Source organism: Acinetobacter sp. TR11 (genome assembly GCF_027105035.1).
GTDB lineage: Bacteria > Pseudomonadota > Gammaproteobacteria > Pseudomonadales > Moraxellaceae > Acinetobacter.
The window spans coordinates 1,042,798-1,068,913 of sequence record NZ_CP114256.1; the positions used below are offsets into that span (position 1 = coordinate 1,042,798).

Sequence of the window (26,116 nt, forward strand, 5' to 3'; positions counted from 1 at the left end):
TCATCTAAGATCATAAAAAAGGAAGCTAATCAGCTTCCTTTTTTATTGGTTTCATCATCACCAACCGATAGTAAGAACATGCTAATAAAATTGCAGCTACCGTCGCAAGATAAATAAGTTTAGGAACAACAATAGATGTTGCGACACCCATTTGATTTAATTGCACAAACATTTGCACGCCGTGCGTAGAAGGAAGTAACCATGCCAACCATTGCATCCATTCAGGCATAGCGGAATGTGCCCAAGCTGTACCTGTTAACAAAAATAGAGGCACAGAGGTCACAACAATCAAATGTCCAACACGTTCGGGCATATCGACCAGAGAACCAACTAGCATCGCTAAACCAATAATACAACTCACATAAATCGGAACAGCGAATAACATTCCCCCAAAATTACCCCCATGCGGATATTCATATAACCAAAATGTAAAGCCAAATAAATAGAGACAGCCTAAACATCCGATGGTTAATATTGCGGCAAAAATCGCAAAAAATTCTGATCGCTTCGCCACCCAACCTTTTTCTCGATAACTGGCAATCAACATGGCAAGCCCAAGTAATATGGTTTGATGAATGATAAGACTGGACACAGCAGGAAAAATATAGCTGCCATAGCCAGATAATGTATTAAATAAAGGAATTTGATGAATTGAAATCTCAGGGGGGAATGAAGAAGCATGCCCAAATTTTTCTAAATATTCTTGTAAACTCGCTTCAATTGAAGTCGCTAGACCAATTCCCACTTCTTTGGTTCGAATGAAATAGGCTGTACTGAGGTAAAGTCCGATTCCGCCCATTTCACCACGTTTTAAGCTATTGGTTAGATTGTCTGGTAATAATAGAATACCTTCAGCTTTTTGATTTTTTACGAGTTTCTCAGCCTCTAAGAAGTCATCGGTAACTGTTGTGATTCGAATATGTGGACTATTAGCAGCTTGACTAATAATTTTTGAAGTTAAAATACTTTGCTCTTGGTCAACAATCACAATTGGTATATCTGCTGCCGACTGAGCTTTATAAGCAGTAGGGTAAAAAAAACTATACATGATTACAGCTGCAATCAATGTGGTAAATACAGAACTATTTGCAACAATATTTTTAAACGTTTGGATGTAATAGAAGCAAAATGATTTCATTGATTTTGCTCCTGAATATTTTTCTTCAATAAACGAATACTTAAACCTAGATAAAGAGCAGAGAAAATAACTAAAATGCCAAAAGGAATGAGAGATACGGAAATATCACTACCAATCACCCATTGCTCTGTTTGTAGTTTCGCATAAGGCGTATACGGAATAATCATTGACCAAAATTGAGTAAATGCTGGAGCATTATTCAGGGGTAGGGTAATTCCTGAAAAGCTTGGTGATGATCCGCCATAAAGTGCAATAAAACCAAAGGTTTTAGGTAGATCTTTGGTGGCTAAAACCACTGTGCTACTGATGACAGCATAAGAAAAATAAAGTAAAAATTGTGCAAGCAAAATCAGGCTGAGTGAACCTGCAATAAAGTAGCCACGAATATGCGCTAACCAAAACATCCAGCACCATGTCCACGCACAAAAAATAAAGACATAGACCAAAATTTTGCCCAACAGGCTAGAAATAATTTGTTTTGAATTTACCCATTCAGTTAAGGTTTTCCTTTTAAATTCCTGTCCGATCGCAAAAGCCACACAACAGCAAAGCAGTAAATGCAAAACTGCGGGTACCATGAACGGCTCAAGGAACAGTTCATAGCTCATATTAGGATTATATAGTGTAGAAATTTTGATATGAGGAGTCGGAACATCCAAGTAGGGGATTACATTTGATAAGTAACTCTCTCCCATATAATCTGCCATACCGTTTAATGTACTCATCAACATCGCAGAAGAAATGGTATTCCCAATACTAAAAAAAGATTGATTGTAGGCAATACTAATTTGTGCATCTTGTGCTTGTACTAATCTTTGTTCTGCGCCATCGGGGATTAAAACGAATCCCCATGCTTCAGTTTTATTAATAAGCTGTTCGGCTTCATCTTTGCTAGTGGTGATGGTTTTTACTTGTAAAGTATGATTGATACTCAGTGCATGAATGACTTTACGGCTCATTTCACTTTGATCTTGATCAATCACAACGATAGGTAAATGCTCAGCTTTACCCGATGCAAACATATTGCCAAAAAGAAGAATCACCAACAAAGGGGCAATGATCGCCATAAAAAAATCAGCTTTATGGCGTTTTAAATAGCGCAATTCCCGAAGCATTACTGCAAACATCGGTTATTTTGCCTCTGCAATGTTAAATAAAACACTCATACCGACTTTTAGGTCTGGAATGGTTTGTTCTGATACTAAATGAAATTTGAAACTACGAATATCATAACCGCCAGTTTGTCTTGTTGTCTTAATCGTTGCAAAATCACCTTCGGCATCAATTTTTTTCACTTTAAAATTTGCTTTACGGTTGAGTGCAGGAATAAAACCTTCCAGAGTTTTAGTTTTATAAATTGAGCTATACATGTCTTCACGGACATTCAAACTTACCCATAAATCATGGTCTTCAAGAATGCTTACTACAGGGATGCCTGTTGCGACCAACTCAGTTGGTTTGCCGTAAGTTTTAGAAACAGTGCCATCAGTCGGTGAATATAGTTTGGTTTCTTCGGTTAAAGCATTGGCTTCTTTAACCGCTGCTTGAGCCATAGCCACTTGTGCATCAGCAGTTGATTTTTGTTGCTCCGTACTGCCTCGTTGAGCGCGTGCGTATTGTTGATAAGCTGCTTCTGCAGTTTCACGTGCCGAAGTTTGGGCGGCTAACATTTCATCACGGCGTTGACGAGAAATGACACCTTGTTGAAATAAATTTTCACCACGTTTATAAGTGGTTGCTGCCAAATCAGCTTGGGTTTTCATTGCTTGCCAGTTGGCGTATAAGGTTTCGATATTCTCTTGCTGAGCACCACGATATACGGTTGAATGAAATGCTGTGGCACTTTGTAAAGCTGCTTGTGCTTGCTCTTTCTTTGCCTCTAACTCTGGACTAACAAAACGAACCAAAGCTTGTCCTTTTTTGACGGGTTGTCCATCAGTGACGTAAAATTCTTCAATACGGCTTGGAACTTTGGTGCTGATATGTACTGTTTCTGCTTCAACACGACCTTGTAATTCAATGGTCTGAGGTTGATAAGCTTTCCATAGACCATATGCAATTAAACCGAATAATAAAATAAGGATAATTAACCCAATAAGTTTGAATTTTCCATTTTTAGATGATTTATTCGGTGGAATTTTTTTATCCAAAGGTGCTGTTTCAGCTTCTACTTTTTCTGTATGTTCAATTAGAGAAACAGGCTCAGATGCTGCTTCTTTTGTTTGAGCATCTGTTGTTTGGTTGACTTGATCTGTATCACGTTCTGAATTGGATGATGATGGATTCTGGCTCATAAATTTCTCCAATTAGCGGATATAGTCAGTACGTGGTTGATTAACGTAAAGCTTAAATTCATCAATAGAACCATAGCTTTGTAATAAGGTAGCTAAAGATAAAATATATTTATATGAGTTAAGTGCCATTTCAGTTTTTAAAGCACTCAAAGCATTTTGTGCATCAATCACTTGCGTTGCAGTGCCCATACCTTCTTTAAATGAGAGTTGTTGAATGCGTAAATTCTCTTGTGCTGCTTTGGTATTCTGCGAGAGTAATTGATGACTATTTTGCGAAGAACTTAATTCACTATAGGATTTATACAGTACATTTTCGACTTCTTGTTTTGTCCGTTCAGTCATAAGCTCTGCTGCATATTTTTTGAGCTCTGCTGCACGGATATTTTTATTATTGTCTATACCTGAGAATAAATTGTATTTTGCCATCACACCAACAATCCAATTTTCTTTGCTATCTAAGCCGTATTCTCCAAAAGCAAAAACACTTGGTTTTTTAGAGGCTTGTTGAACTTTCACATTTTCATTGGCTAATTCAGTATCTATTTGTAGTTTTTTAATCAAACTTGAGTTCTGATCATAATTTGCAAGCAATTTATCCAAAGAATGATTCTGAGTTAAATTCACAAAAAGTGGGGTGCTTAGACTGACACTTTCTTTGGTTTGTAATAGATTCTGTAAACTAAATTCGCTCGCTTTTAAATTAGACTGTGCATTTTGGTAAGTACGTTCAGCATTATTGCGTGCAACTTCAAATTGCATACGCTGTCCCTTGTTAATAAAACCTTGTTTTTCAAGTTTTAGCGCATTGTTATAATGTTCTTGCATGGCATTCAAATTAAATAGTGCTGACTTGGCTAATTGTTGTTGTAATTGCACATTGAAATAAGCCTGAATCATTTCGAAACGTTGTGTATCTTGCTGTTGTTTTTCACTAATATTTGAGCGTTTTGCTTGAATGGTGGCGATTTGTTTAGCGCTATTAATTTTTCCACCTGTATATAGCGGCATAACCATTGAAACTGAAGTACGAACATCATGATCTTCAACAGTGACATCTAAGTTATTTGGAACTTTATTTAAACCATCGCTAACAACTTGATCAAAACCTTGGCTGACCTGATCGATGGCTTCGGGAGGTAATACATTTTGCCATTGAGATAGTTTTTCATCAAAACCATTTGTTAATGAGTTTTCTAAACGACGTTTACTTGATTCAAGAGGCACGCTCGTTTCACTATGAAATGCATAGGCTCGAGCATTTAAATCAATTCTTGGTAAGCCTAAATTTTTAACAGCTTCCATTTCTAATTGCGATGCTTGCTGTAAGGCTTGTTGCGCTTGAGAACTATAAGCATTTTGCACGACATATTGTTCAGCTTGGCTATAACTGAAGGTCTGAGCAAATGATGGTAATGAAAATAGGGTACAACTAATCAGGCTCATACATAGGCTGAGCTGTTTTGGAAACCGTTTGAGCTGAAGGCTCGGTCGATCATGTCGTTTCAACATAAGAGCATGTCGCAATTTAATAATATCCTCGGATAGTCTAAATTATTTTTATAAAATTGAAATATTATGTTTTTAATTAAATAGTTATATCACTTCAATTGGTGTATTGAATTTGTAAAAAATAGAGTTTTTAATCTATAAAGAAGAATGGGATTTAAACTGTGATCAGTGAATAAAATGCATCAAAATAATCAAAAGCAGATTAAAAAGATATATATGTTTTTTACACGAAAATTTAAATATTTACTCGATAAGCTGCTGCAACCTTCGCTAATCTATGATTAAATCCCCATTTCAATTTGTTTCACTTTGACAAGGGAAAACTCATGCGTGCTTATAATTTCTGCGCTGGTCCTGCTGCATTACCTACTGCCGTTTTAGAGAAAGCTCAACAAGAAATGTTGGATTGGCAAGGTAAAGGTTTGTCGATCATGGAAATGAGTCATCGTAGTAGTGACTATGTTGCTGTCGCGGAAAAAGCTGAAGCAGATTTGCGTAAGCTCATGAACATTCCTGAGAACTATAAAGTATTGTTCTTACAAGGTGGAGCATCGCTTCAATTTTCAGCAATTCCTTTAAACTTGCTCGGCAAGAATGCGAAAGCTGATTATATTCATACTGGTATTTGGTCTGAAAAAGCGTTGAAAGAAGCAAAACGTTATGGAGATATCAATGTAATTGAAGCGGGTACGCTCATTGATGGAAAACATGCCATTACTGAGCAAAGCATTTGGAATCTTTCAAATGATGCTGCTTATGTGCACTATGCGGATAATGAAACGATTGGTGGTCTACAATTTGCAGGTGTACCAGACGTTAATACGCCGTTGGTATGTGACTTTTCTTCAAGCATTTTGTCTGCGCCATTAGATGTCAGCAAATTTGGTTTAATTTATGCTGGAGCACAAAAGAATATTGGCCCAGCAGGTTTAACGATCGTTATTGTGCGTGATGATTTATTAGATCAAGCAAAACCTGAAATTCCAAGTATCTTGAAATATTCAGACCAAGCCAAGAATGATTCAATGGTGAATACACCTGCGACTTATGCATGGTACTTATCAGGTCTCGTATTTGAATGGTTACTTGAACAGGGTGGGGTAGATGCCATGTATCAAGTCAACCAAGAAAAAGCAAAATTACTCTATGGTTATATTGATTCTAGTGATTTTTATAACAACCCAATCGCGATTCCGAATCGTTCAATGATGAATGTGCCATTCACGCTTGCAGATGAAGCACTTGAGAAACTTTTCTTAAAAGAAGCTGAGCAAAATCATTTGCTGAATCTAGCAGGTCACCGTTCTGTGGGTGGTATGCGTGCCAGTATTTACAATGCTGTACCATTAGAAGGTGTACAGGCATTAGTTAACTTTATGGATGAGTTCGCGAAACGTCATGGTTAAGCAATAAAGTATAAAAAAAGCTCTCATCATTGAGAGCTTTTTTTATACATATAATCTTGGTCTAATAATCAGAATAAGCCAATATGATGAAAAATGAGCGCAGCTAGAAACATACCTAACAAAAAAAAGCAAAATGCGCCAACATCAAGTTTAAGCCCGTGATCACTTGCATGAAGCAGACTGGTGGTCGTTTGTTCTGGTATAATTTTCATTAGAACGCCTAGAAATGCAATTTATGTGATTTTTTGTCACTTTATACCAGTTTTAGCATAAATATTCGCCTGAATCCATAGGTTGCCGCGAATATATTCGCCAATGTTAAAGTTTTTATACAAATCATTTTTTGTTGCAATTCGAATTAAAATTGCAGGTAAATCATCTTCTAAAACTAAGGTCACATCATACAGTGTATATTCATCTTGCATAAATTGCATGGTTGTTTTGCCAACGATATTACCTTGGAACCAAGCTTCATCTTCTTGACCTAATGTTTCACCATACAAATATGCCACCATTTTAGAAAAATCAACGGTTACAGGTTCGTGATCTTCAGGTGTTTGTGGTTGCCAGTCGTTAATCAGCTCCTGTAAGTTTTCTGGTGCAACACCATTATGTTCAGCCAAAATAGCATTTAAAGCACGATGATGTTTAATCGATGCAGGGTCATCAACAATGATTTTCTCATTTTCAGCAACAGTTTCTAATTCATATGCCCAAGCATTAAATTGAACTTGATAAGTTTGATTTTGATCATATTGAGCATTATTCACACTGAATAAATTATCAAATGCGTAAATAACCGTATTTTTATTTAAGCTTAGACGTAATACGGCTTGGGTAGCCGAATTACAGGTAATAATACGCTCAATATTTGCCTCATATTTATATGGGCTTTCAAAACTTGGGAAGGCTGTTTTTAATGCGCGTGGTTTTTGATTTTCAACCGCAATAATTTGATTAATAGATATTGCTTGACCACTGGGTCCCTGAATCAACCAAAATGCTTGATCCATCTCTTGTTCATCTTCACATAGGCCCATCGGCATGACAGGTGCATCAAGTGCCAATCCTAACCATTTGGGAACATCAGTTTCAGGTGTATCTGTCAGTAAGTTCCAATGCTCAACATGATTACCGAAATTTTGATCTTGAATTTTAATAGTTTCTGGACTGTTTTGATTTTTCATAAAGCATGATGCTAAAAAGATTGAACTTATTCTATTAAATCGAGGGTAACATCCATTTTTCAAGTCTGGATATGTAATTCATTAAAAATTAATTCAAATTTCTGTTTTTGATCTCAAATCTAATCAATCAAATGGATAACAGCAATTAGTCGAATGATGCTAACTCTACTTTTACCGTAATCTGCTACACTATATTTTTATTTTTATGAGCTTGTGCCAACGTGCTGCCATTTAAATTATGGGTAGATGCGGATGCTTTACCTAAAATTTTACGTGAAGTGATTTTACGTGCGTCTGATCGTTATCAGTTAGAAGTTACCTTTGTCGCTAATCAGAATGTTGGGATTACGCCATCTCTACGGATTAATTCGATTCAGGTAATGAGTGGGGCAGATCAAGCAGATAAAGAAATCGTAGATCGTATGCAAGAGAATGATATTGTCATTACACAGGATATTCCGCTTGCAGCACAAGTGATTGAAAAAGGTGGAATCGCAATTCATCCTCGGGGTGAAGTCTATACGACAGCAAATGTCAAAGCACGTCTGCATTTACGTGACTTTATGGATACTTTGCGTGGAGCAGGTGTCCAAACAGGAGGACCACCGCCTATTTCAGAACGAGATAAACGTGAGTTTTCGAGTTCTTTAGATCAAACGATTTTCAAACAAAAACGCAAAACTGCTTCTTGAGCTGAATATGCCATCACGTATTAATTTAATGCTCACTTATGGTTTGCTTGTGTTTATTTGGGCGACCACACCTTTAGCAATTGTGTGGAGTGTGGCCGATCTACACCCAATGTGGGCATTGGTTTTACGCTTCTTTATCGCTTTGCCTTTGGCAGTGCTTGTATTGCTACTGTTAAAAATCGAATTTCCAAGACATAGAGTCGCGTTATTGAGTTATATCGCAGGTTCTTTAAGCTTGATCGGTTCCCAAATTTTTACTTATGCAGCAACACCTTATTTAAGTTCTGGGTTGATTGCATTGATGTTTGGCTTAGCTCCGATCATGGCTGGGCTGATTGGAAGATTTGGTTTTCAACAAAAGTTAGCGAGTTTGCAGTGGTTGGGGATGGGAACCTCAATTATTGGATTAGCGATGATTTGTCTGAGTGGAAGTCAAAAGCATGTGCAGCCGATAGGTATTGTTTTCATGCTGATGAGTGTTTTTGCATATTCGCTTTCTATTTTTCTGGTGAAAAAAATCAATGCTGATGTCCAACCGATGGCTCAAGCAACCGGTTCAATTTTGGTTTCAACAATCTTAGCCATATTATTACTCCCTTGGATTTGGCAACATGCACCAACGCATTTTCCTTCGACAAAATCATTGTTAGCATTGACTTATACTGTTGTAATGGCTTCATTAATTGCGATGTTTTGTTATTTTAAGTTGGTACAAAATTTGAAAGCCACCACCTTGTCACTGACGACGGTGATGACCCCAATGTTGGCAATACTCATAGGTGCCTACCTCAATCATGAACAATTATCTGCACAAGTTTTTGTTGGGGCAAGCATCATTCTATTAGGTTTGTGTGTTTATTTTTATAAAGATTTTAATACCTATCGCCGTTTGAAAATATGAAAACGACGTTTTCATATTTAATTTGGGTTGCTCTCAGTTTGTTGTGAATCTTGAATACTTTCCGCTAATTTGGCACGATCTTGTGGATTAAGGGTAATGAAATAAGCACCAATACGGAATTTACCTTGTTCATCTGCTGAGCTGTAAGCAACTTGAGCAGTTGCTGCGATATGAAAGTAGTTTTCAGGATGACTCAACGTAATATGAATGTAGGTTCCTTCATTAAGATATTGTGAGCTGAAGAAGCTCAAGCCATTCTCGGAAAAGTTAACTTGTTCAGGTACTGGTAGTAGGGATTGCACGATATTGTCGTAAAAAGACCCAGTAATCAGATTCAGTTTTTGATTGAAAAGGGATAATATGCGAGCAATTTGTTGATCTTTTTCATTTAATTGTTCTAATTCGTAGCGAAATGCATGATCAAATTGATCTAATTCAGCAAGTAGTAGAAAATAGCGTGGCAATACAAAGTGAGAATCATAAGGATCATTCAGCGCAACGTCGTCAGGAATGACTTGATAGTTGATTCTTAACACAGCATCAATACGAGACATCACTCGACGTTCAGAGTTGTCCTCAACAAGCTGATGTTGTGAATTTTCCATAATAAATCACCTCGGACTAGATGGTATGTTTAAGCCAATTTCGCTGTATATAGGGTTGAGATACACTCGTGCTCGGCGAAGTAATCATTTTATTTCTTTTATTGCCTTGGTTTCCATGATCGGTTTAACCCTTGGCGTTGCTGTCCTTATTACAGTACTTTCTGTTATGAACGGTTTTGACCGTGAATTAAAAAATCGTGTTCTTGGAATGGTTCCACAAGCCACAGTTTCTTCTACTCAGATACTAACAGATTGGCCTGAGCTTGTAAAAAGAGTTGAACACCATCCGCATGTGACAGGTGTTGCACCATTTACTCAATTGCAAGGGATGTTAACCGCTCAAGGGCAGGTTGCAGGAATTATGGTGACAGGAATCGAGCCTGAATATGAAAAGAAGGTTTCAATTATCCAAAATCATATGGTGGCTGGTGATTTAAATGCGTTGAAGAAAGGTGAGTTTGGTATTGTTCTTGGGAAGGACATGACCGATGCGCTTGGTCTCGGTTTAAATGACAATGTTACCTTAGTCTTGCCAGAGGCAACACCATCACCAGCAGGTGTGGTACCACGCTTTAAACGTTTTAAAGTCGTGGGAATTTTTAGTGTAGGCGCAGAAGTTGATTCGATGGTGGGTTATATCGCCTTAAATGATGCATCAACACTTTTGCGTTTACCTGATGGTGCACAAGGTGTGCGGTTAAAGTTAGATGATATTTTCGCTGCACCATCGGTTGCAGATGATATCGTGAAACAACTACCAAGTAATTTCTACGCATCGAATTGGACGTATACGCACGGTAATCTTTTCAATGCGATTCAGATGGAAAAAACCTTAGTGGGTTTACTTCTTGTTCTGATTATTGTAGTTGCTGCATTTAATATCGTTTCATCTTTAGTGATGGTCGTAACAGATAAAAAATCTGATATTGCGATTCTGCGAACTCTAGGTGCTTCACCGTCCATGATCACTAAAATTTTTATGGTACAAGGCACAGTGATTGGTGTCATTGGAACGATTGCAGGAACAGTGTTAGGTGTAACTTTAGCATTGACCATTAGTGATATTATTTCTTGGTTCAATACTGCTCTAGGTTTGAACTTGTTTGATGCCTATTTTGTTCACTATCTGCCTTCATATCTCAGATGGCAAGATGTTACGGTAATTGTTACTGTTTCATTATTGATGAGCTTTTTGGCGACAATTTATCCTGCATTACGTGCAGCCAAAGTTCAACCTGCTGAGGCATTACGTTATGAGTAAGATCGTCTTAGAAGCCAAAGATATTTATAAGCATTTTGATGATGGTAAAAGCAAAGTTGAAGTGATTAAAGGTTTATCACTTCAAGTAAAAGCAGGCGAATTTGTTTCCATTGTCGGTTCTAGTGGTTCAGGTAAAAGTACGTTATTACATGCGCTTGGTGGTCTAGAGCAACCTTCGCAAGGTCAAGTTTTTTTACAAGGGCAGCGTTTTGATAATTTAGGCGAAGCAGAGCGTGGTTATAAGCGTAATCAATATTTAGGTTTCGTTTATCAATTTCACCATTTGTTGCCTGAGTTTTCTGCTTTAGAAAATGTAGCCATGCCTTTGATGCTACGTAGTGAAAGTAGTTATAAGGATGTTAAAAGACAAGCAGAATATCTACTTGATCGTGTCGGTTTATCGCATCGTTTAGATCATAAACCCGGTGAATTATCGGGCGGTGAGCGTCAACGTGTGGCTTTGGCGCGTGCATTAGTGACGAAACCTGCAGTTGTATTAGCAGATGAACCAACTGGTAATTTAGATCGTAAAACAGCATTGAGTATTTTTGAATTGCTGACTGATCTCAAAAAAGAGCTGAATATGGCGATGTTAATCGTGACTCATGATGAGCAATTGGCTCAATCAGCAGATTCGATTTTGCATATGCAAGATGGTTTATGGATTGATCCAAAATAATTTATTTTGTTTAATCTCTTGTTAAAGCCCTGAAAACGGGCTTTAATTTTGCGTTCAGAAAAATCAAAAACTTAATTAAAAAATTACATGTTAAAAATTATTTTATTGGGCTGGATTGCTGGTATTGCAGTCATGGGATTTCATCTTGATTTTATCGAGCTGACATGGTGGATTTGGTTGGCTATTGCAATCCTGATCTTTAGCTTTTGCATATACAAGAAAGAATCCTATTTTTATCGACCTTTTTATAAAGCACTTATTTTACTCAGTGCAAGCTGGGGATTGTTTACAACAGGATATCATTTTGCAGATTCCGCATTAGAACAAAGACTGCAATTAAAAGAGTTTCAATCACAATCCTATGAAGCAATTGTTTATATTAAAAGCATAGATGAATTGAGTGATGATGGTCATAAACAAATTGCTGAAGTACTTAATCGACATAAGCAACCTGTTAACTGGTTACTTTATTTAAAACAAGACAAATATCAGTTTAATCAGAAACAAAGCTTAAAGTTAGGTCATTATTATCGAGTTCATGGTCAAATTAAACCAGCGCATAGTTATGCTGTTGTGGGTGCATTTGATCAGGAAAAATGGTTTTTGCAGCAAAATATAATGTCTGCATTTTCAGTGCAATCTATTCAACCTTTAAGCTTTGATGAAATTTACCGTTTGGGTTATCAAGGTCACTTAAAGCAACAGCAAAGCTTTTCTGCTAAATTTTTATTAAGCGTTGAGATGAAACGTTTAGAATTTCGGCAAATGTTACAAGCATCTAAGCTTCAGCACAAAGGTTTACTTTTAGCCTTGCTAACAGGTGATGAAAGCCTGTTATCCAATACATTGAAACAACAATTTCAACAGCTTGGAATTTCGCATTTGTTAGCGATTTCTGGTCCACATGTGTTGATTTTTGCATTCATGTTGTCTTGGTTGATACAACGTCTCATACAGCATTACTGTCCACATTTATACTTATGGCAGCCTAGACAAATTTTATTATTATTGCCATTTTTACTCAGTGTTCTGGTGTATGTGGCATTTGTTGGTTTTGAGATTCCAGCAATCAGAACTTTATTGACTGCTTTGCTTGCAAGTATTTTTCTCTTCTTTCGTCAATCGATTCGCCCATTTAGCTTATTGATCTATAGTGCCAGTATATTATTACTTTTTGATCCTTTTAGTATTCTATCCGCTGGTTTTTGGCTGTCATATGGTGCGTGTTTTATTCTACTTAGAGTTTATCAAACCATTGCACAATTACCGCAAGATCAGCCTATTACGTGGACTCAAAAAATATTTTTAGCTGCTAAAGTTTTGGTTGAATCGCAATCTAAGATCTTTATCGCCTTATTACCATTGGTCTTGATTTTCTTTCAGCAAGTTTCTTGGATTGCACCTATAAGTAACTTAATTGCAATTCCTTTACTTGGTGGCGTCGTTGTGCCATTGGATATTTTGGCTGCATGTATTTGGCTCATCATTCCTGCATTAGGACAGTTTTTATTTCAAATTAATGATTTTTTATTATCTATATTGATGTCAATTTTAGACATCTTGCAACATATTGCACCGCATTTATATGGGGTAAGTTATACACCCTTAATGATGGTATCTCTAACCCTTGGTATGCTTATTTTATTTATGCCGAGGGGGACGATTCCTAAAGCTTGGGCATTGATTTGTTTTTTACCTATATGTATAGGTGTAAAGACTCAACCTACGGTTTTAAATATTTTAGATGTTGGACAAGGGCAAGCTGTATTTTTACAACATCCCGAACAAATCTTTATGATTGATACAGGGGGTTCTTACAATGAAAATAAATTTAGTTTAGGAGAGCGGGTTGTTATTCCATTTATACGGCAACAAGGTGTACGCCATATCGACCATTTAATCTTATCTCATCTTGATCAAGACCATAGTGGTGCTTTTCCTATTATTCAAAAAAACTTTGAAATATCTCAAGTACAGTCAAATGAATATGACCAAAAAATGCAGTTCAAAAATAATTTCTCATTTTGTCAGCAAGGTCAGCATTGGTCCTATCAAAATCTAAAAGTTGAAATTCTATCCCCTAAATCAGATGAGCTTACTCATGCAAAGGATCAGCAAAATGAGTATTCCTGTGTGGTGTATTTGCAGTTTTTAAATGCCCAGCCTTATCAAAACTTCTTAATCATGGGAGATGCAGGTTGGGAGGCTGAATATAAATTAATGCAACAATATCCCGATTTAAAAGTAGATGTTTTGATCTTGGGACATCACGGGAGTAAACATAGTTCTGCTTATGATTTTTTAGCGACTTTAAAACCTAAGCTTGCGATTGCCTCGGCAGGGTTTGATAATCGTTATGGTCATCCCAGTCAAGAGTTGAAAAATCGTCTACAGGCACTACACATTCCATTGTTAACTACGGCTGAAGCAGGGACAATTCGTTTTGTTTTTGAAAATGGTCAGGTTGAGCTAAGGCAGCAAAGACAACAAATTAAATGGTTGGAAAGAAAATAACTTAAATATTGTAATATTTTCATATCACAATATTTATAGGATTAAAGCTGAATATTTTCTTGCTTACGAACTTCAGCAACTTTTGCTAAAGCTTCGTTGACATCAATATCATAAATTTTGTGTAGGCTAGGGTTTGCACTGAATCGTTTATAACTCCAGTGATAATGCATTGGAAGGCGTTGGATTAAATTTTCCAAAGTTTGATGAATAATAAGCGTACCATCTTCGGCATTGCCTTCATAAATTTGAGGATTGATACGCTCGATATGTATGTCAAATCCACCTTGTTCATTCCTCAAAGCATAAAGGAATAAAGTTCGTGCTTTTGTTTTTTGAATTAACTTTGCGCTTAAACTACTCGATGCTAAGGGAATACCAAAATACTTAATCATTTCACCACCGTGATCAGGGGTGTGATCAGGTAAAATAACAGTTGTACCACCTTGTTTTAATGCTTTAAAAATCTGACGAACTCCACTTTCATCAGTGGGTACTAAATTCGCTTGATTACGGCTACGTGCATCACGAACAAAACGATCAGCATCAGGATTTTTCACAGGCTTATAAAGGATAGTCATCTGAGTATGTTTAGATAGCCATGCATTCATCACTTCCCAAGTACCCAAATGAGGCATAATCAGGACAAGTCCTTTTTTCTCTGCGAGGGCTTCGTGAAAATAATGCTCATTATGAATCTTGTGAATGCGCTGAATATTTTTCTCATTTGAAGCTCCCCAAATGCTCACAAATTCAAAATAAGAGGTTAATTCATTTTTAATGGCTTGTTTTTTTAATTGATTTATTTCTTGTTGAGATGCTTCAGGGAATGCGATCTGTAAATTCAATTGTATAATTTTTGAGAGTTTAGAAAGCTGGAAGCTATTGAGCAATAACGCAACAAAGCGTGCGATAAAACGACCTAATTGAAGTGGTTGATGACTCAGAAATTGTATGAGACGGTAATTACTATTTGTTGATTTGGGGTGTGCCATATATCAAACATTAAAAAAATTACAAGAGGAGAGTATAACGTATAAAATAATTATAAGTTAAAACAAGTTATTTAAACAGTTTTCTATAAATCAGCGTATATAATAAATTCACTTTACAATACATTGGATTGGAATCTTATGTCCGATTGGCCACCAAAACCACAAAATGAACCTACAAATAGCAATAATGTGACAGGCAAAGAATGGCAGATTTTAGAAAAAGCTGTTTTGGCTTCTGTCGAAGAACAACGTCGTAGCCGCCGTTGGAGCATCTTTTTTAAATGCTTAGGTTTTGCATATTTACTTATCGTATTGATTGCAATGACTAAAGGCTGTTCGACCTCAGCAGAGAAATCAACCACGGATGTTAGCAGTGACCATTTAGCTGTTGTTGATATTGTTGGAACAATTGACTCGTCAAGCAGTCAATCTACAGTCAATAGCGAAGATACCAATAAGGCATTAAATCGTGCATTTGAGGCGAATGGAAGCAAAGCTGTTGTTCTAAATATTAACTCTCCTGGTGGTTCACCAGTGCAATCTGATGAGATTTGGCAAGAGATTCGCTACCTTAAAAAACAACATCCAGATAAAAAAGTCTATGCTGTGATTGGTGATATGGGTGCATCAGGTGCTTACTATATTGCTTCTGCGGCAGATGAGATCATTGTGAACCCATCAAGTTTGGTTGGTTCAATCGGTGTGATTATGCCGAATTATGGTTTGAGTGGTTTAGCACAAAAACTAGGTGTTGAAGACCGTACTTTAACTTCTGGGAATAATAAAGATATTCTGAGCATGACGAAACCAATCAATCCTGCACAGCAAGCACATGTACAAGCGGTTTTAGATAATGTGCATACACACTTTATTAATGCAGTCAAAGAAGGTCGTGGTAAACGTTTGAAATCGAATGATCCTGCAATTTTCTCTGGTTTATTTTGGACAGGTGAGCAAGCGATTGCACTTGGGATTGCAGATCGTAGTGGTAGTATTACTACGTTGATGCGTGATCTTAAAGTAGATCAGAAAGTGGATTATACCGTTCAACGTAATCCATTAGAGTCTATTTTAGGGCGTATGGGTACGAAAATTGGTGAGGGGATTAGCAGTTCTCTTACAGCACAATTGGAAACCCAACAAAACGCAAAAATACAATAATGTATAGATAGTCGTGTATTTCGATTAAAGCTTGGCTTTATTGAAAAATATATTGTTCATACTCAGGCTGTGATCATTCACAGCCTTTTTTATTTTAAACGTAACTGGACAGTTCTCCCTTTTAAATTGCAAAGCATTTGCAGCGCGAGATAATCGACCCATCAACACATAAATTAAAAGACAAGCTTATGAAACCTTTGATTCATTTTGCACATGCCAATGGTGTTCCTTCTAAAGTTTATCAGAAGCTATTTGAGCAGTTAAAAGATCAATATGACATTATTTATGTTGCAGAGATTGGCACTGATAAACGTTATCCAATTACGCATGGGTGGCGGCATTTAGTTGATCAAATTATTGATAGTATTGTGCAGCAATCACAAGGTCGAAAAGTCATTGGTCTAGGGCATTCATTAGGTTCTGTATTAACGCTAATGGCATCTTATCGTCGTCCTGAGTTGTTTTCTCAAGTGATTATGCTGGATCCACCATTTATTATTGGTAAAGCATCATTTGCTTTTCATCTTGCTAAAGTGTTTAAACCTAAATTGGTCGATAAAATTACGCCAGCAGGTCTATCAGTACGTCGCCGTGATCATTGGGAGTCTCGTGAACAAGCCGCAGAGCTGTTGAGTTCAAGAGGATTTTATCAACACTTTGATGCAGATTGCTTTCAAGCTTATATTCAGCATGCTTTGAGCAATGATCCATTGAAGGGTGGAGTGACTTTAACCATTCCGAAAGTGGATGAGGTTGCAATGTTTAGAACGACACCATCGATGTGGTGGTTACCTATGCCAAAACCTAGAGTACCTGTTCATTTGGTTGTTGGTCGTGATAGTGTGTTCTTAAAAGAAAAACTTCCTCAAGTTGCTAAACGGAAATTGGGTATTCCTTTTTCAGTTGTTAATGGTGGACATATGTTCCCATTAGAGCATCCGATTGAAACTGTGGAAAAAGTTAGAAGTTTGATTAATAAATAAGCTAAAAATAGTAAATTCAACCAAGTGCATTATAAAAAGACTTGGTTGAATAAATGGAAAATAAGAAATGCGATTTATTCAAATAATTTGCAAAGAAAAGAAATGGAAAGTTTATGCTTTAGGCGCATATGCGGTGCTTATTCTATTTTTCTATGGTGTGCAGTATTTTTATTATCAACAAACACAAGAATTATTGTGGTTAAGTTTAAATACAGTCGCAGGACGCTTGGTACAACATCCATTCATTTGGTTATTTTTTATTGTTGATATATTTCCTGTTTTATTTGCATTTTTATGCAATCAAACGCAATATAAAAAATATTTTAGATGGTTTGTATTTTTTCTCATTATTCCTGTAGATTTATTTTATTTTTGGGAGGTTGGGCTGCCATTTAACTGGATACTTTTCAATCTATTGACTGTCGGTATGCTAAATTCACAGCAGCATATCAGAACGTAAAAAACGCACCCGAAGATGCGTTTTATTTTTAGAATTGAGCAAACTGAATTGGTCGTTCTAAAGGTTTTTTATTGAAATAGGCTTGACCGTTTGTCCAAGTGAGTTGACCGTTACATAACCACTCTGCAACTTGAGGGTAGATAAAATGTTCCAACTTATGTACACGTTGCGCTAGGCTGTCTACAGTATCATGCAAACTTACTTGAATTGCAGATTGCGCAATACTTTGTCCAGCATCAAGTTCAGCAGTGACAAAATGAACGGTGCAACCATGCAGGCGATCTCCAGTATTTAATACGCGTTGATGTGTATTAATCCCTTTATAAACAGGGAGGAGAGAGGGATGGATATTTAACATTTTACCTTGCCATTTGCTGACAAAGTTTGGTGTTAAAATACGCATAAAACCTGCAAGAATGACTAAGTCAATTTCCCAAGCAAGCAATTGCTGATGCATCGCATCGTCAAAGCTTTCTCGATTTGGATAATCTTTATGTGAAATAACAGCGGTTGCAATATTGGCTTTCTCAGCACGCTGCAATGCATAGGCATTAGCTTTATTTGAGAGTACACCAATGATTTGCCCCGATAGATTTGCATCTATCAGGGCTTGTAAGTTGCTACCATTGCCTGAGACAAGTACAGCAATTCTCATTATGCAAAGATCACGCGAATTTTTTCGTCTGCACCTTCAACTGATTCAGCATTTTCTTGGATATGACCAATTTTCCATGCTTTTTCGCCTAGAGTATTTAATAGGTCAATTGCTTTATCAGCTTCGCTCGCATCAACAGCGATTACCATACCAACGCCACAGTTAAATGTACGATACATTTCAAAACGTTCTACGTTACCTTCACGTTGTAACAACTGGAATAATTCAGACCATTCCCAGCTTGATTCATCAATGACAGCTTGTGCGCCGTTTGGAAGAACGCGAGGTAAGTTACCTGGTAAACCACCGCCAGTAATGTGTGCCATTGCATGCACATCAACTTGTTTGCAAAGTTCTAAAACAGGTTTTACATAAATACGTGTTGGTTCCATTGCAACATCTGCAAGTGGGCGACCATCAACGATTTGATTTAAATCAACGTTCTTAACATCTAAAATTTTGCGTAGTAATGAGTAACCATTAGAATGAGCACCACTTGATGCAACACCGATCAGTACATCACCAGATTTTACTTTAGTGCCATCAATAATTTTACTATGCTCAACTACACCAACAGCGAAACCAGCAAGATCGTAATCTTCGCCTTCATACATACCTGGCATTTCAGCAGTTTCACCACCAACAAGTGCACAGCCAGCAAGTTCACAACCTTTACCAATACCCGTTACTACATTTGCTGCAACATCAACATTCAAATGACCTGTTGCATAGTAGTCTAGGAAGAATAATGGTTCAGCACCACAAACGAGTAAATCGTTTACACACATTGCCACAAGGTCTTGACCAATTGTGTCATGGCGATTTAGGTTTAACGCTAAACGTAATTTTGTACCTACACCATCTGTACCAGAAACCAATACAGGTTCTTCATAGCCTTTTGGAATTTTGCATAGTGCACCGAAACCACCAAGACCGCCCATTACTTCAGGACGAGTCGTGCGTTTTGCGACTGATTTGATACGATCGACCAGTGCGTCGCCCGCTTCAATGTCGACGCCCGCATCTTTATAGCTTAAACCAGTATTTGGGGTAGAAGTTGAGTTGCTCATAGTGAAGTCTCCGCATTGGCGGCAGATTATAACCTGAATATACGAAACTCTTATGTTATTTATGCTCGAAAATGCTATCTTTAATTAAATTTTTTTTCCATTTATAACGATTACACGAAAAAAGGCTAGATTTTATGCAAGATCAGGTACTACGTCGTATCTTTATCCTCGCAGGACTCGCATTACTACTTTGGGTGTTGTATCTATTAAAACCAGTTGTATTACCATTTGTTGGCGCTTTTTTTATTGCCTATCTCTTTAGTCCCCTTGTAGATGTCCTTGTAAAAATTAAATTACCTCGTTGGTTGGCGATCAGTCTCGTCTTTGTTGGGATTGGCGTAACCTTAACAGTTGTTTTATGGTTCCTTGTTCCATTGGTTTGGAAGCAATTAATCTATGCGCGAGATAGTATTCCAGCTGGTATACATTGGGTAAATGCGACATTTCTACCTTGGGTATCCCATACTTTTAATGTTGTCCCAATGGAGTTGGATACAGAACAGATTTCTAAAGCAATTATGGAATACATTCAAACGAATTACAGTGCAGATAGTATTCAAGTCATGGCTTTACGTTTAGCACAATCTGGTTTGAATTTTATTCAATTAGGTGGCGTATTTATTTTGATTCCTATCATTTCATTCTATTTCTTACTTGATTGGGAAAGAATGTTGCAAAGTATGCGTCGTTTAATACCTCGTCCATATGAAGAATCAACCTTAGTGATTGTTCGTGAATGTCATAGTGTGCTTGGAGCGTTTGTTAAAGGTCAGTTCCTCGTAATGCTATTATTAGGAATAGTGTATGCCGTTGGCCTGCAAATCATTGGTTTAGAAGTTGGTTTAATTATTGGAATGATTGCTGGTTTGGCCAGTATTATCCCATACCTAGGCTTTGGTGTTGGTATTATCGCGGCCGTGATTGCTTCATTATTCCAGTTTGGTCTTGATTGGATGCAGTTACTTTTAGTGGGTATTGTATTTATGATTGGGCAAATGGTCGAAGGATATATTTTGCAGCCTTTCTTACTTGGTGACAAAATTGGTCTATCTCCTGTTGCCGTTGTATTTGCGGTACTAGCTGGTGCTCAACTGGGTGGTTTTTTAGGGATGCTGATTGCTTTGCCTGTAGCGGCTGTGATCGTCGTGTTACTTAAACACGTAAGAGATAATTACGAAAAAAGCCGGTTTTACGGATATCCAATAGAGGTCAGTATTCCACATGGTGAAATTCAACGTATAAATGTTGATGCTGGTGATGTAGAACTTGATATTGAGATTAAAAACTCTCAAGATAGCGAAACTTCACATTCAAATGATCTAAAGTAATTGAGGAACAAATTAACGATATGCGTCAACTACAACTAGATATAGAACCACAGCTCGATGCGCGAATTAGCGATTTCTCGGGGCCAGGCTGGGGTCATGTAGTTGATGCGATACGACAGTTACATACTGGACTGGTAAATCGCTTTTATGTTTATGGCGGTGCTGGTACTGGTAAAAGTCATTTACTCTCTGCAATTTGTGATTCATATTTAGAATTAGGTCGTCGAGCAATAAAAGTCTCATTATTAGAATTATTAGATGCACCAATTGAAGCGATTACTTCATTAGAATTTTATGATTTAGTGGCATTAGATGATATTGATGCAATTAGTGGTGTACCTCATTGGCAAAAAGCTGTTTTTCATTTAATGAATAATCATGAGGGACAACTGGTCTTTTCATCTCGTGTAGCGCCGATAGAATTAAAATTAGAATTACCTGACTTACAGTCGAGACTGACTCAAGCGGTGAGTGTCAAAGTACCAAATGGAAGCTCATATACGGATCGACAGGCTTTATTACACTCTGTCATGACTAGGCGAGGAATTCATTTTGACCAACAAATTATTGATTATTTGTTGAGTAATGGGCCACATCAAGCTTCTATTTTATTACAGACATTAGCCCAACTTGAAAAGATGTTGAAAGGTGAGAAAACAAAGCTCTCAAATACAACGATTAAGCAAATTTTTGCTCTGATTGATGAATATCACTAATCGCATAAAATTTCTTGAGTAATTTTGACAGCTATGACAAAGTACGCACAAAGGAATGTCGTTGCAAATTTGTAGTTTGCAATACTAAGAAAAATGAAAAATAGAAGGAGAACGGTATGCTCAAACGGACGCTTGCCTGCGCTTTATTTGCGATTACTGGACATGTATATTCTGCGGATATTCAAGTTACAACATTAGTTGATGAAGACAAAGATGATACCGTTTGTTCATTACGTGAAGCTGTAACATTCTTAAATAATCGTACCCAAAAAGAATTTGAAAATGGTTATCATGGTTGCGGTAATAAAGATGCTTCATCGATTATTATCCTAGAACGTGATAAAGAATATACACTAAATAAATCTTTAGAAATCAAGGCTTCGTTAACGATTAACGCTGCAAGTAGTGGTAATTTTAATGATAATAAGTTTGGTTTAAATAATCCTACGATAAAAATGGTTGGTAATGATCGTTTGTTTTTAATCGATGATGGGAGCGTAGAAAAAGAATTAATTGAAGTTTTTTTTAATGAATTAAATTTAAAAGGATCATCAAGTAAGGTTAATGATGGTGGTTTAATTTATAATCGTGAAGCACTAAGCATAAAGTATTCTAAATTAACAGATGGTTTAGCTACTAGAGGTGGTGCTATTTATAATGCAGGTATTTATTCAAGCACTCAAAAAACAGCAGGTTTTGTTAATTTAAATAATACTCTTCTGCAAAATAATAAAGCGGATAAAGGTGCGGCAATTTATAGCGAAATGCCACGATATATTATCTCTCAATCTGTAATTAGAGATAATGAAGGCAGTTCATCTCCAGAGGGAGCGATATTATATGTTCAAACTGGTTTTACTGATGAAACAATTGGTGCAGCATTAACCACAGGTATTTCAGGTCTAAGAAATACAACTATTTTTCATAATAAAGGTGGATTTATTGCCAATATTCGTGAAGGTATGATTCTAAATAATATAACAATGATCAAAAATGCCGCTGGTTTGTACTTGCAAGCACCTCAATGGACTTCTAGAATTACCAATGGTACAACTACTACGACCAAAAAAATTCCAAGTGCATATATTTCTAATAGTATTATTGTTGATAATAATGACAAAAATTGTACCTTAGCGGGCGGTGATGAGTCTGTAATACAAAGCAATTTAGTTGGTGCAGAATGTAATTTAAATGCTCCAGCAAATCGTCCAAATTCTATTTGGAATAAAAATGATCCGAAACATCAATTGATTGCTGGTGGTGTAAATGATGAAGGTGTTTGTAACGCACCGCCTGCTGATGGTTTATTATGTCCTTACTATACACCGAAAGATCAAATGTTAGGTTTTTTTAGACCTCGTTTATTAATGTCTTATCTTAAACTTTCAGATTCATTAATTGTAAATAAAGGACGTATTTATAGTGATGGTACGACAGTTGGTTTTGCTGGCTGTGAGACGGTAGACCAAAGAGGAAAAAATCGAAGTGGTTATGATGAGTTTTGTGATTTAGGTTCAGTTGAATTAATTGTTGATCGTGGGAACATTTCGATTGCAGGTCAAGATATTTTATATGGTCAAGTCGCTAAATTTAGTGTTGCTGATGACCTATTGGATGGTGAGCTATTAGATCAAGAGTCTTGTAAAGCTATTTTAAATATGGAAAAAGACAAGAATGGACAACCGTGGCAACCAGGTTGTTTGGAAATTGTACAAACACAAACTCCATCTAAAGGGAAATTAACATTAGATCAAGATGGAAATGTGATTTATATACCTAATGGAAATTGGCATGGTGCTGATAAGTTTAATATGCGCATTATTACTACGACTACACGTTTTAATGATGTGTCGAATTACTATCTGACTATTCCTGCGACAATTGTCCAAGATCCACCAAATAACTTTGAAAGTAAAACTGTTAATGTTGGTGGGGGAGGTATTGGATTTTCTGCAATTTTCATATTGTTGGGATTAATTGGCTTACGACGTAATAAAGCTTAATTAGGGATGATTTAATGATGAAAAATTATAAAAAAGGGATATTAGCTACCTTAGTTGTTGCGACAATGCCATTAATTGCTGCAACTAGCGATGATACTATTAAAGTAACAACTTTTGCTGATGAAGATGGCGAGAACGCAAATGCATGTTCATTAAGAGAGGCGATAGAAACAGCTAAACGACGTACGCCTTTTGGTGGTTGTACAATTTCTGATATCTTACCCTCTACTACAAAACAGATTCAGCTTGAAGAAGGGACTTATGTTCTAAATAAAGAATTAGCACCTATGGTAGATGTAGTGATTTTGGGTGCTACACCAGCAAATTGGGAAAAAAAGAATGTAATTACTAATCAATATCCAGCTCAGACTCCCATTAAAACAATAATTGATGCGAATCATAACTCACGTATTTTTAATACAGCAGTTGGTGGAAAAACATTAGCTCTTAACTATGTCACTTTAAAAGGAGGGCGAGCAACAACTGAAGGGGGTGCAATCTATGCTGGTAATAATGTAAGTCTTCAGTATACTCAAATTTTAGATTCTCAATCAAACATTGAGGGTGGTGCTATATATCTTGCTGGCTCATCAGCGTCTTTAACTGTTTCGAATAGTCTAATTGATGGTAATAATGCGCCAAAAGGTAGCATTATAGGAATGACTTGTATTAATGATCAAAAGTATCCTAAAAGACCAATAACGATTAATTATAGTAGTTTGACTAATAATGGAACTGCTAATTCGAGTAGTATGTTAGAACTTTGTGGTGAACCAACAGCAATATTAAATACGAATACGATTTCTAAAAATACAGTTAATATAGCTACTGGAAATTTAATTAAATTTAGTGGTGATACTAAAGCTGGTAATGCAGATAATAATACATCAAGTATTTTAAGTAAAAGTAGTGGTTTAACACTAAATAGTAATACGATTGTTGAAAATACTGCAAATACAGTTTTTTTGTATGATGCTTTAGGCTCTAAGAGTTTAACATTTAATATTATTTCTCATAATACTAGTCAATATGCATGTCGTTATTTACTAGGTAAAGCATCGGATTTAAAAGATGCAAAAATTATTGCAGACTATAATGCTATAGCAAAAACTGGTTCTAATATTTGTGACTTACCAGATGATATTATACCAACAACAAATAATCAGAATGTCGATGTAAGTTCTATCTCTAATATTAGAGAATTACTTGGTCCGATACAAGAACCAACTGAATATACAGCATTTATGCGGTTGTACTATCCGCAGAAAAATTCAGAATTAGTTGATGTAAGTAAACTAGGGGCAGATGGATGTAGTCAACTCGATCAACGAGGAATTGCGCGAATAGCAGATGGAACTTTGTATTATAATCCTAGTAGTCGTAACAGTTGTGACATTGGTGCAGTGGAGTTGATGAAATTTACTGCGGGTGATTTGGAGGATTTATCTAACACTTCTATCTCGGCTCTTGTAGCAGGTTATCAGAAAAAAGTTGATGATTTTGATTATTTAGTAAAAAATCCTGATGATTCTGGTCTTCTCACATCAGATAAAGAAAATCTCGAAATCTATAAAAATCTTTTAGAAAAGACAAAAGCTAATTTACATTATCGTGCAATTTATATTGATTTGAAAAATTACAAATTACCTTTGCCAGAAGAAGTTGAGCAAGCTGATGGTACTCACAAGTTAAAATTCTTCGATAAAGATTTATATGACGTAACAACTGAGCCTTTATTGAGAGGGCAGATTGAAAGTCTAGCTGATATTGATAAGGACCCAAAAAGAAAAGATCCAAATTTAGTTTGCTTATGGAATAAAGATTTAGGTCAAATAATTCTTTATCGTAAAGATGGGAGTATTACTCAGGCCGGTGATAAGGAGTTCTGTAAATATACAATTAAGTCTAAGCCAGGTAGTGCAACATCTGTCGAATCTTCAGGTTTAATCAAAGCCCGTTTTAACAATATTGCTCCTGAGGCCAAAGATACATCTGTTACCTTGAAGTATCAGCAAAAAGAAACAGCCACGCTAAATTTATTGAATTTTGCGAATGATAATGGTGACACTGGTGAAGGTGGTCCAGGTCCAGAAAGTAATCCTAATAAATCTCCTTTCTGGAAAAATGACAAAGGTGTTGAATTACCAATCCGTTTGTCTAATGTACCTAAAACGAATTTAAAAGTAACTGCTGATCGTGAAGGTTCTTGCCCTGTACCAGATCAAGAGCAAACTTGCTATGGTGGAAATATTTATATTCAAGAAGTAAACGTATTTAATAAGTTTAATTATGAATTTAATTATCAAGTTTATGATAATGATGAAACACCTATGCTTTCAAATAAAGCAACCGTGAAAGTTATTAGTACTGCAACCACCTCAGATGATACTCGACCTGCGAAAAGCGGCGGAGGGAGTATGGGTATTTTCTCTGCATTAAGTTTGTTGGGTTTACTAGCATATCGTCGTTATAAAAAGTAAGATTGAATAAAAAAGAGCGCTTTAAAAGCGCTCTTTTTTATACTTTCAAATTATAAATTAAATGCATATAGCAAAAGAGTAA

Annotated in this window: 23 protein-coding genes; 13 read left to right on the plus strand and 10 right to left on the minus strand. The window is 36.5% G+C overall.

What is annotated here, in order from left to right; translation table 11 throughout:
• Positions 1-25 precede the first annotated feature (25 nt).
• Genes O1450_RS05020 through O1450_RS05035 form a run of 4 tightly spaced genes read right to left on the minus strand, consistent with a single transcriptional unit; the run spans position 26 to position 4,941 of the window.
• Positions 26-1,138 (minus strand): ABC transporter permease, encoded by a 1,113-nt coding sequence (locus O1450_RS05020; protein ID WP_269229927.1) that lies wholly within the window; start codon positions 1,136-1,138, stop codon positions 26-28.
• Entirely contained in the window at positions 1,135-2,265 is a 1,131-nt protein-coding gene (locus O1450_RS05025; protein WP_269229928.1) for an ABC transporter permease, read from the minus strand. Before O1450_RS05025 ends, O1450_RS05020 begins: the two co-directional genes overlap by 4 nt.
• Before the next feature lie 3 nt (positions 2,266-2,268).
• A complete protein-coding gene (locus O1450_RS05030; protein ID WP_269229929.1) occupies positions 2,269-3,432 on the minus strand; it encodes an HlyD family secretion protein in 1,164 nt (387 codons plus the stop codon).
• 12 nt (positions 3,433-3,444) lie between these two features.
• Complete coding sequence (locus O1450_RS05035) at positions 3,445-4,941, minus strand: TolC family protein (protein WP_269229930.1); 1,497 nt, start codon at positions 4,939-4,941, stop codon at positions 3,445-3,447.
• 326 nt (positions 4,942-5,267) lie between these two features.
• Here O1450_RS05035 and serC point away from each other — a divergent pair, with 326 nt between their 5' ends.
• Entirely contained in the window at positions 5,268-6,347 is a 1,080-nt protein-coding gene (gene serC / locus O1450_RS05040; RefSeq protein WP_269229931.1) for a 3-phosphoserine/phosphohydroxythreonine transaminase, read from the plus strand.
• Positions 6,348-6,415: 68 nt separating this feature from the next.
• On the opposite strand, the gene O1450_RS05045 is transcribed toward serC, so the two are convergent.
• Positions 6,416-6,559 carry a hypothetical protein gene (locus O1450_RS05045; protein WP_018677158.1) on the minus strand — a complete coding sequence of 48 codons (144 nt, stop codon included), beginning with the start codon at positions 6,557-6,559 and terminating at the stop codon, positions 6,416-6,418.
• A 36-nt stretch (positions 6,560-6,595) separates the two neighbouring features.
• The gene (locus tag O1450_RS05050) at positions 6,596-7,534 is read right to left on the minus strand and encodes a hypothetical protein (RefSeq protein WP_269229932.1); all 939 of its coding nucleotides are present in this window, start codon (positions 7,532-7,534) and stop codon (positions 6,596-6,598) included.
• A gap of 221 nt (positions 7,535-7,755) precedes the next feature.
• On the opposite strand from O1450_RS05050, the gene O1450_RS05055 reads away from it, so the two are divergent.
• Together O1450_RS05055 and O1450_RS05060 are read left to right on the plus strand one after the other, a co-directional pair.
• Entirely contained in the window at positions 7,756-8,226 is a 471-nt protein-coding gene (locus tag O1450_RS05055; RefSeq protein WP_018677160.1) for a YaiI/YqxD family protein, read from the plus strand.
• A gap of 7 nt (positions 8,227-8,233) precedes the next feature.
• The gene (locus tag O1450_RS05060) at positions 8,234-9,127 is read left to right on the plus strand and encodes a DMT family transporter (protein ID WP_269229933.1); all 894 of its coding nucleotides are present in this window, start codon (positions 8,234-8,236) and stop codon (positions 9,125-9,127) included.
• A 17-nt stretch (positions 9,128-9,144) separates the two neighbouring features.
• Here the strand turns inward: O1450_RS05060 and O1450_RS05065 are convergent, their stop codons facing one another.
• Positions 9,145-9,732, minus strand: coding sequence for a PilZ domain-containing protein (locus tag O1450_RS05065; protein ID WP_269229934.1), 588 nt, complete (start codon positions 9,730-9,732; stop codon positions 9,145-9,147).
• Positions 9,733-9,757: 25 nt separating this feature from the next.
• On the opposite strand from O1450_RS05065, the gene O1450_RS05070 reads away from it, so the two are divergent.
• The 3 genes from O1450_RS05070 to O1450_RS05080 all read left to right on the plus strand — a co-directional run bounded on the left by O1450_RS05070 (position 9,758) and on the right by O1450_RS05080 (position 14,186).
• Complete coding sequence (locus tag O1450_RS05070) at positions 9,758-10,993, plus strand: lipoprotein-releasing ABC transporter permease subunit (RefSeq protein ID WP_241335272.1); 1,236 nt, start codon at positions 9,758-9,760, stop codon at positions 10,991-10,993.
• Entirely contained in the window at positions 10,986-11,672 is a 687-nt protein-coding gene (gene lolD / locus O1450_RS05075; RefSeq protein WP_269229935.1) for a lipoprotein-releasing ABC transporter ATP-binding protein LolD, read from the plus strand. Before O1450_RS05070 ends, lolD begins: the two co-directional genes overlap by 8 nt.
• 87 nt (positions 11,673-11,759) lie before the next feature.
• Positions 11,760-14,186 (plus strand): DNA internalization-related competence protein ComEC/Rec2, encoded by a 2,427-nt coding sequence (locus O1450_RS05080; RefSeq protein ID WP_269229936.1) that lies wholly within the window; start codon positions 11,760-11,762, stop codon positions 14,184-14,186.
• Between the two features lie 41 nt (positions 14,187-14,227).
• On the opposite strand, the gene O1450_RS05085 is transcribed toward O1450_RS05080, so the two are convergent.
• Positions 14,228-15,178: a lysophospholipid acyltransferase family protein gene (locus O1450_RS05085; RefSeq protein WP_269229937.1), complete on the minus strand. Its 951-nt coding sequence runs from the start codon at positions 15,176-15,178 to the stop codon at positions 14,228-14,230.
• A 138-nt stretch (positions 15,179-15,316) separates the two neighbouring features.
• Here O1450_RS05085 and sppA point away from each other — a divergent pair, with 138 nt between their 5' ends.
• From sppA to O1450_RS05100, 3 genes are all read left to right on the plus strand, one after another.
• Positions 15,317-16,339, plus strand: coding sequence for a signal peptide peptidase SppA (gene sppA / locus O1450_RS05090; protein WP_269229938.1), 1,023 nt, complete (start codon positions 15,317-15,319; stop codon positions 16,337-16,339).
• A 188-nt stretch (positions 16,340-16,527) separates the two neighbouring features.
• The gene (locus O1450_RS05095) at positions 16,528-17,322 is read left to right on the plus strand and encodes an alpha/beta fold hydrolase (RefSeq protein ID WP_269229939.1); all 795 of its coding nucleotides are present in this window, start codon (positions 16,528-16,530) and stop codon (positions 17,320-17,322) included.
• A 67-nt stretch (positions 17,323-17,389) separates the two neighbouring features.
• The gene (locus O1450_RS05100) at positions 17,390-17,782 is read left to right on the plus strand and encodes a hypothetical protein (protein ID WP_269229940.1); all 393 of its coding nucleotides are present in this window, start codon (positions 17,390-17,392) and stop codon (positions 17,780-17,782) included.
• A gap of 28 nt (positions 17,783-17,810) precedes the next feature.
• Here O1450_RS05100 and purN read toward each other — a convergent pair whose 3' ends face one another.
• Both purN and purM read right to left on the minus strand, forming a co-directional pair.
• Complete coding sequence (gene purN / locus O1450_RS05105; protein WP_269230421.1) at positions 17,811-18,440, minus strand: phosphoribosylglycinamide formyltransferase; 630 nt, start codon at positions 18,438-18,440, stop codon at positions 17,811-17,813.
• Complete coding sequence (gene purM / locus O1450_RS05110; RefSeq protein ID WP_269229941.1) at positions 18,437-19,507, minus strand: phosphoribosylformylglycinamidine cyclo-ligase; 1,071 nt, start codon at positions 19,505-19,507, stop codon at positions 18,437-18,439. The genes purN and purM overlap by 4 nt, the downstream gene beginning before the upstream one ends.
• A 134-nt stretch (positions 19,508-19,641) precedes the next feature.
• Between purM and cxpE the strand changes: the two genes are divergently transcribed.
• The 4 genes from cxpE (at position 19,642) to O1450_RS05130 (ending at position 26,034) form a co-directional block, all read left to right on the plus strand.
• Positions 19,642-20,835 carry a chloramphenicol efflux transporter CxpE gene (gene cxpE / locus O1450_RS05115; RefSeq protein ID WP_269229942.1) on the plus strand — a complete coding sequence of 398 codons (1,194 nt, stop codon included), beginning with the start codon at positions 19,642-19,644 and terminating at the stop codon, positions 20,833-20,835.
• Positions 20,836-20,855: 20 nt separating this feature from the next.
• Entirely contained in the window at positions 20,856-21,551 is a 696-nt protein-coding gene (hda, locus tag O1450_RS05120; protein WP_004661138.1) for a DnaA regulatory inactivator Hda, read from the plus strand.
• Between the two features lie 116 nt (positions 21,552-21,667).
• Positions 21,668-23,554 carry a rhombotarget A gene (rbtA, locus tag O1450_RS05125; RefSeq protein ID WP_269229943.1) on the plus strand — a complete coding sequence of 629 codons (1,887 nt, stop codon included), beginning with the start codon at positions 21,668-21,670 and terminating at the stop codon, positions 23,552-23,554.
• A gap of 17 nt (positions 23,555-23,571) precedes the next feature.
• Entirely contained in the window at positions 23,572-26,034 is a 2,463-nt protein-coding gene (locus tag O1450_RS05130) for a CSLREA domain-containing protein (RefSeq protein ID WP_269230422.1), read from the plus strand.
• The last annotated feature ends 82 nt before the right edge of the window (positions 26,035-26,116 follow it).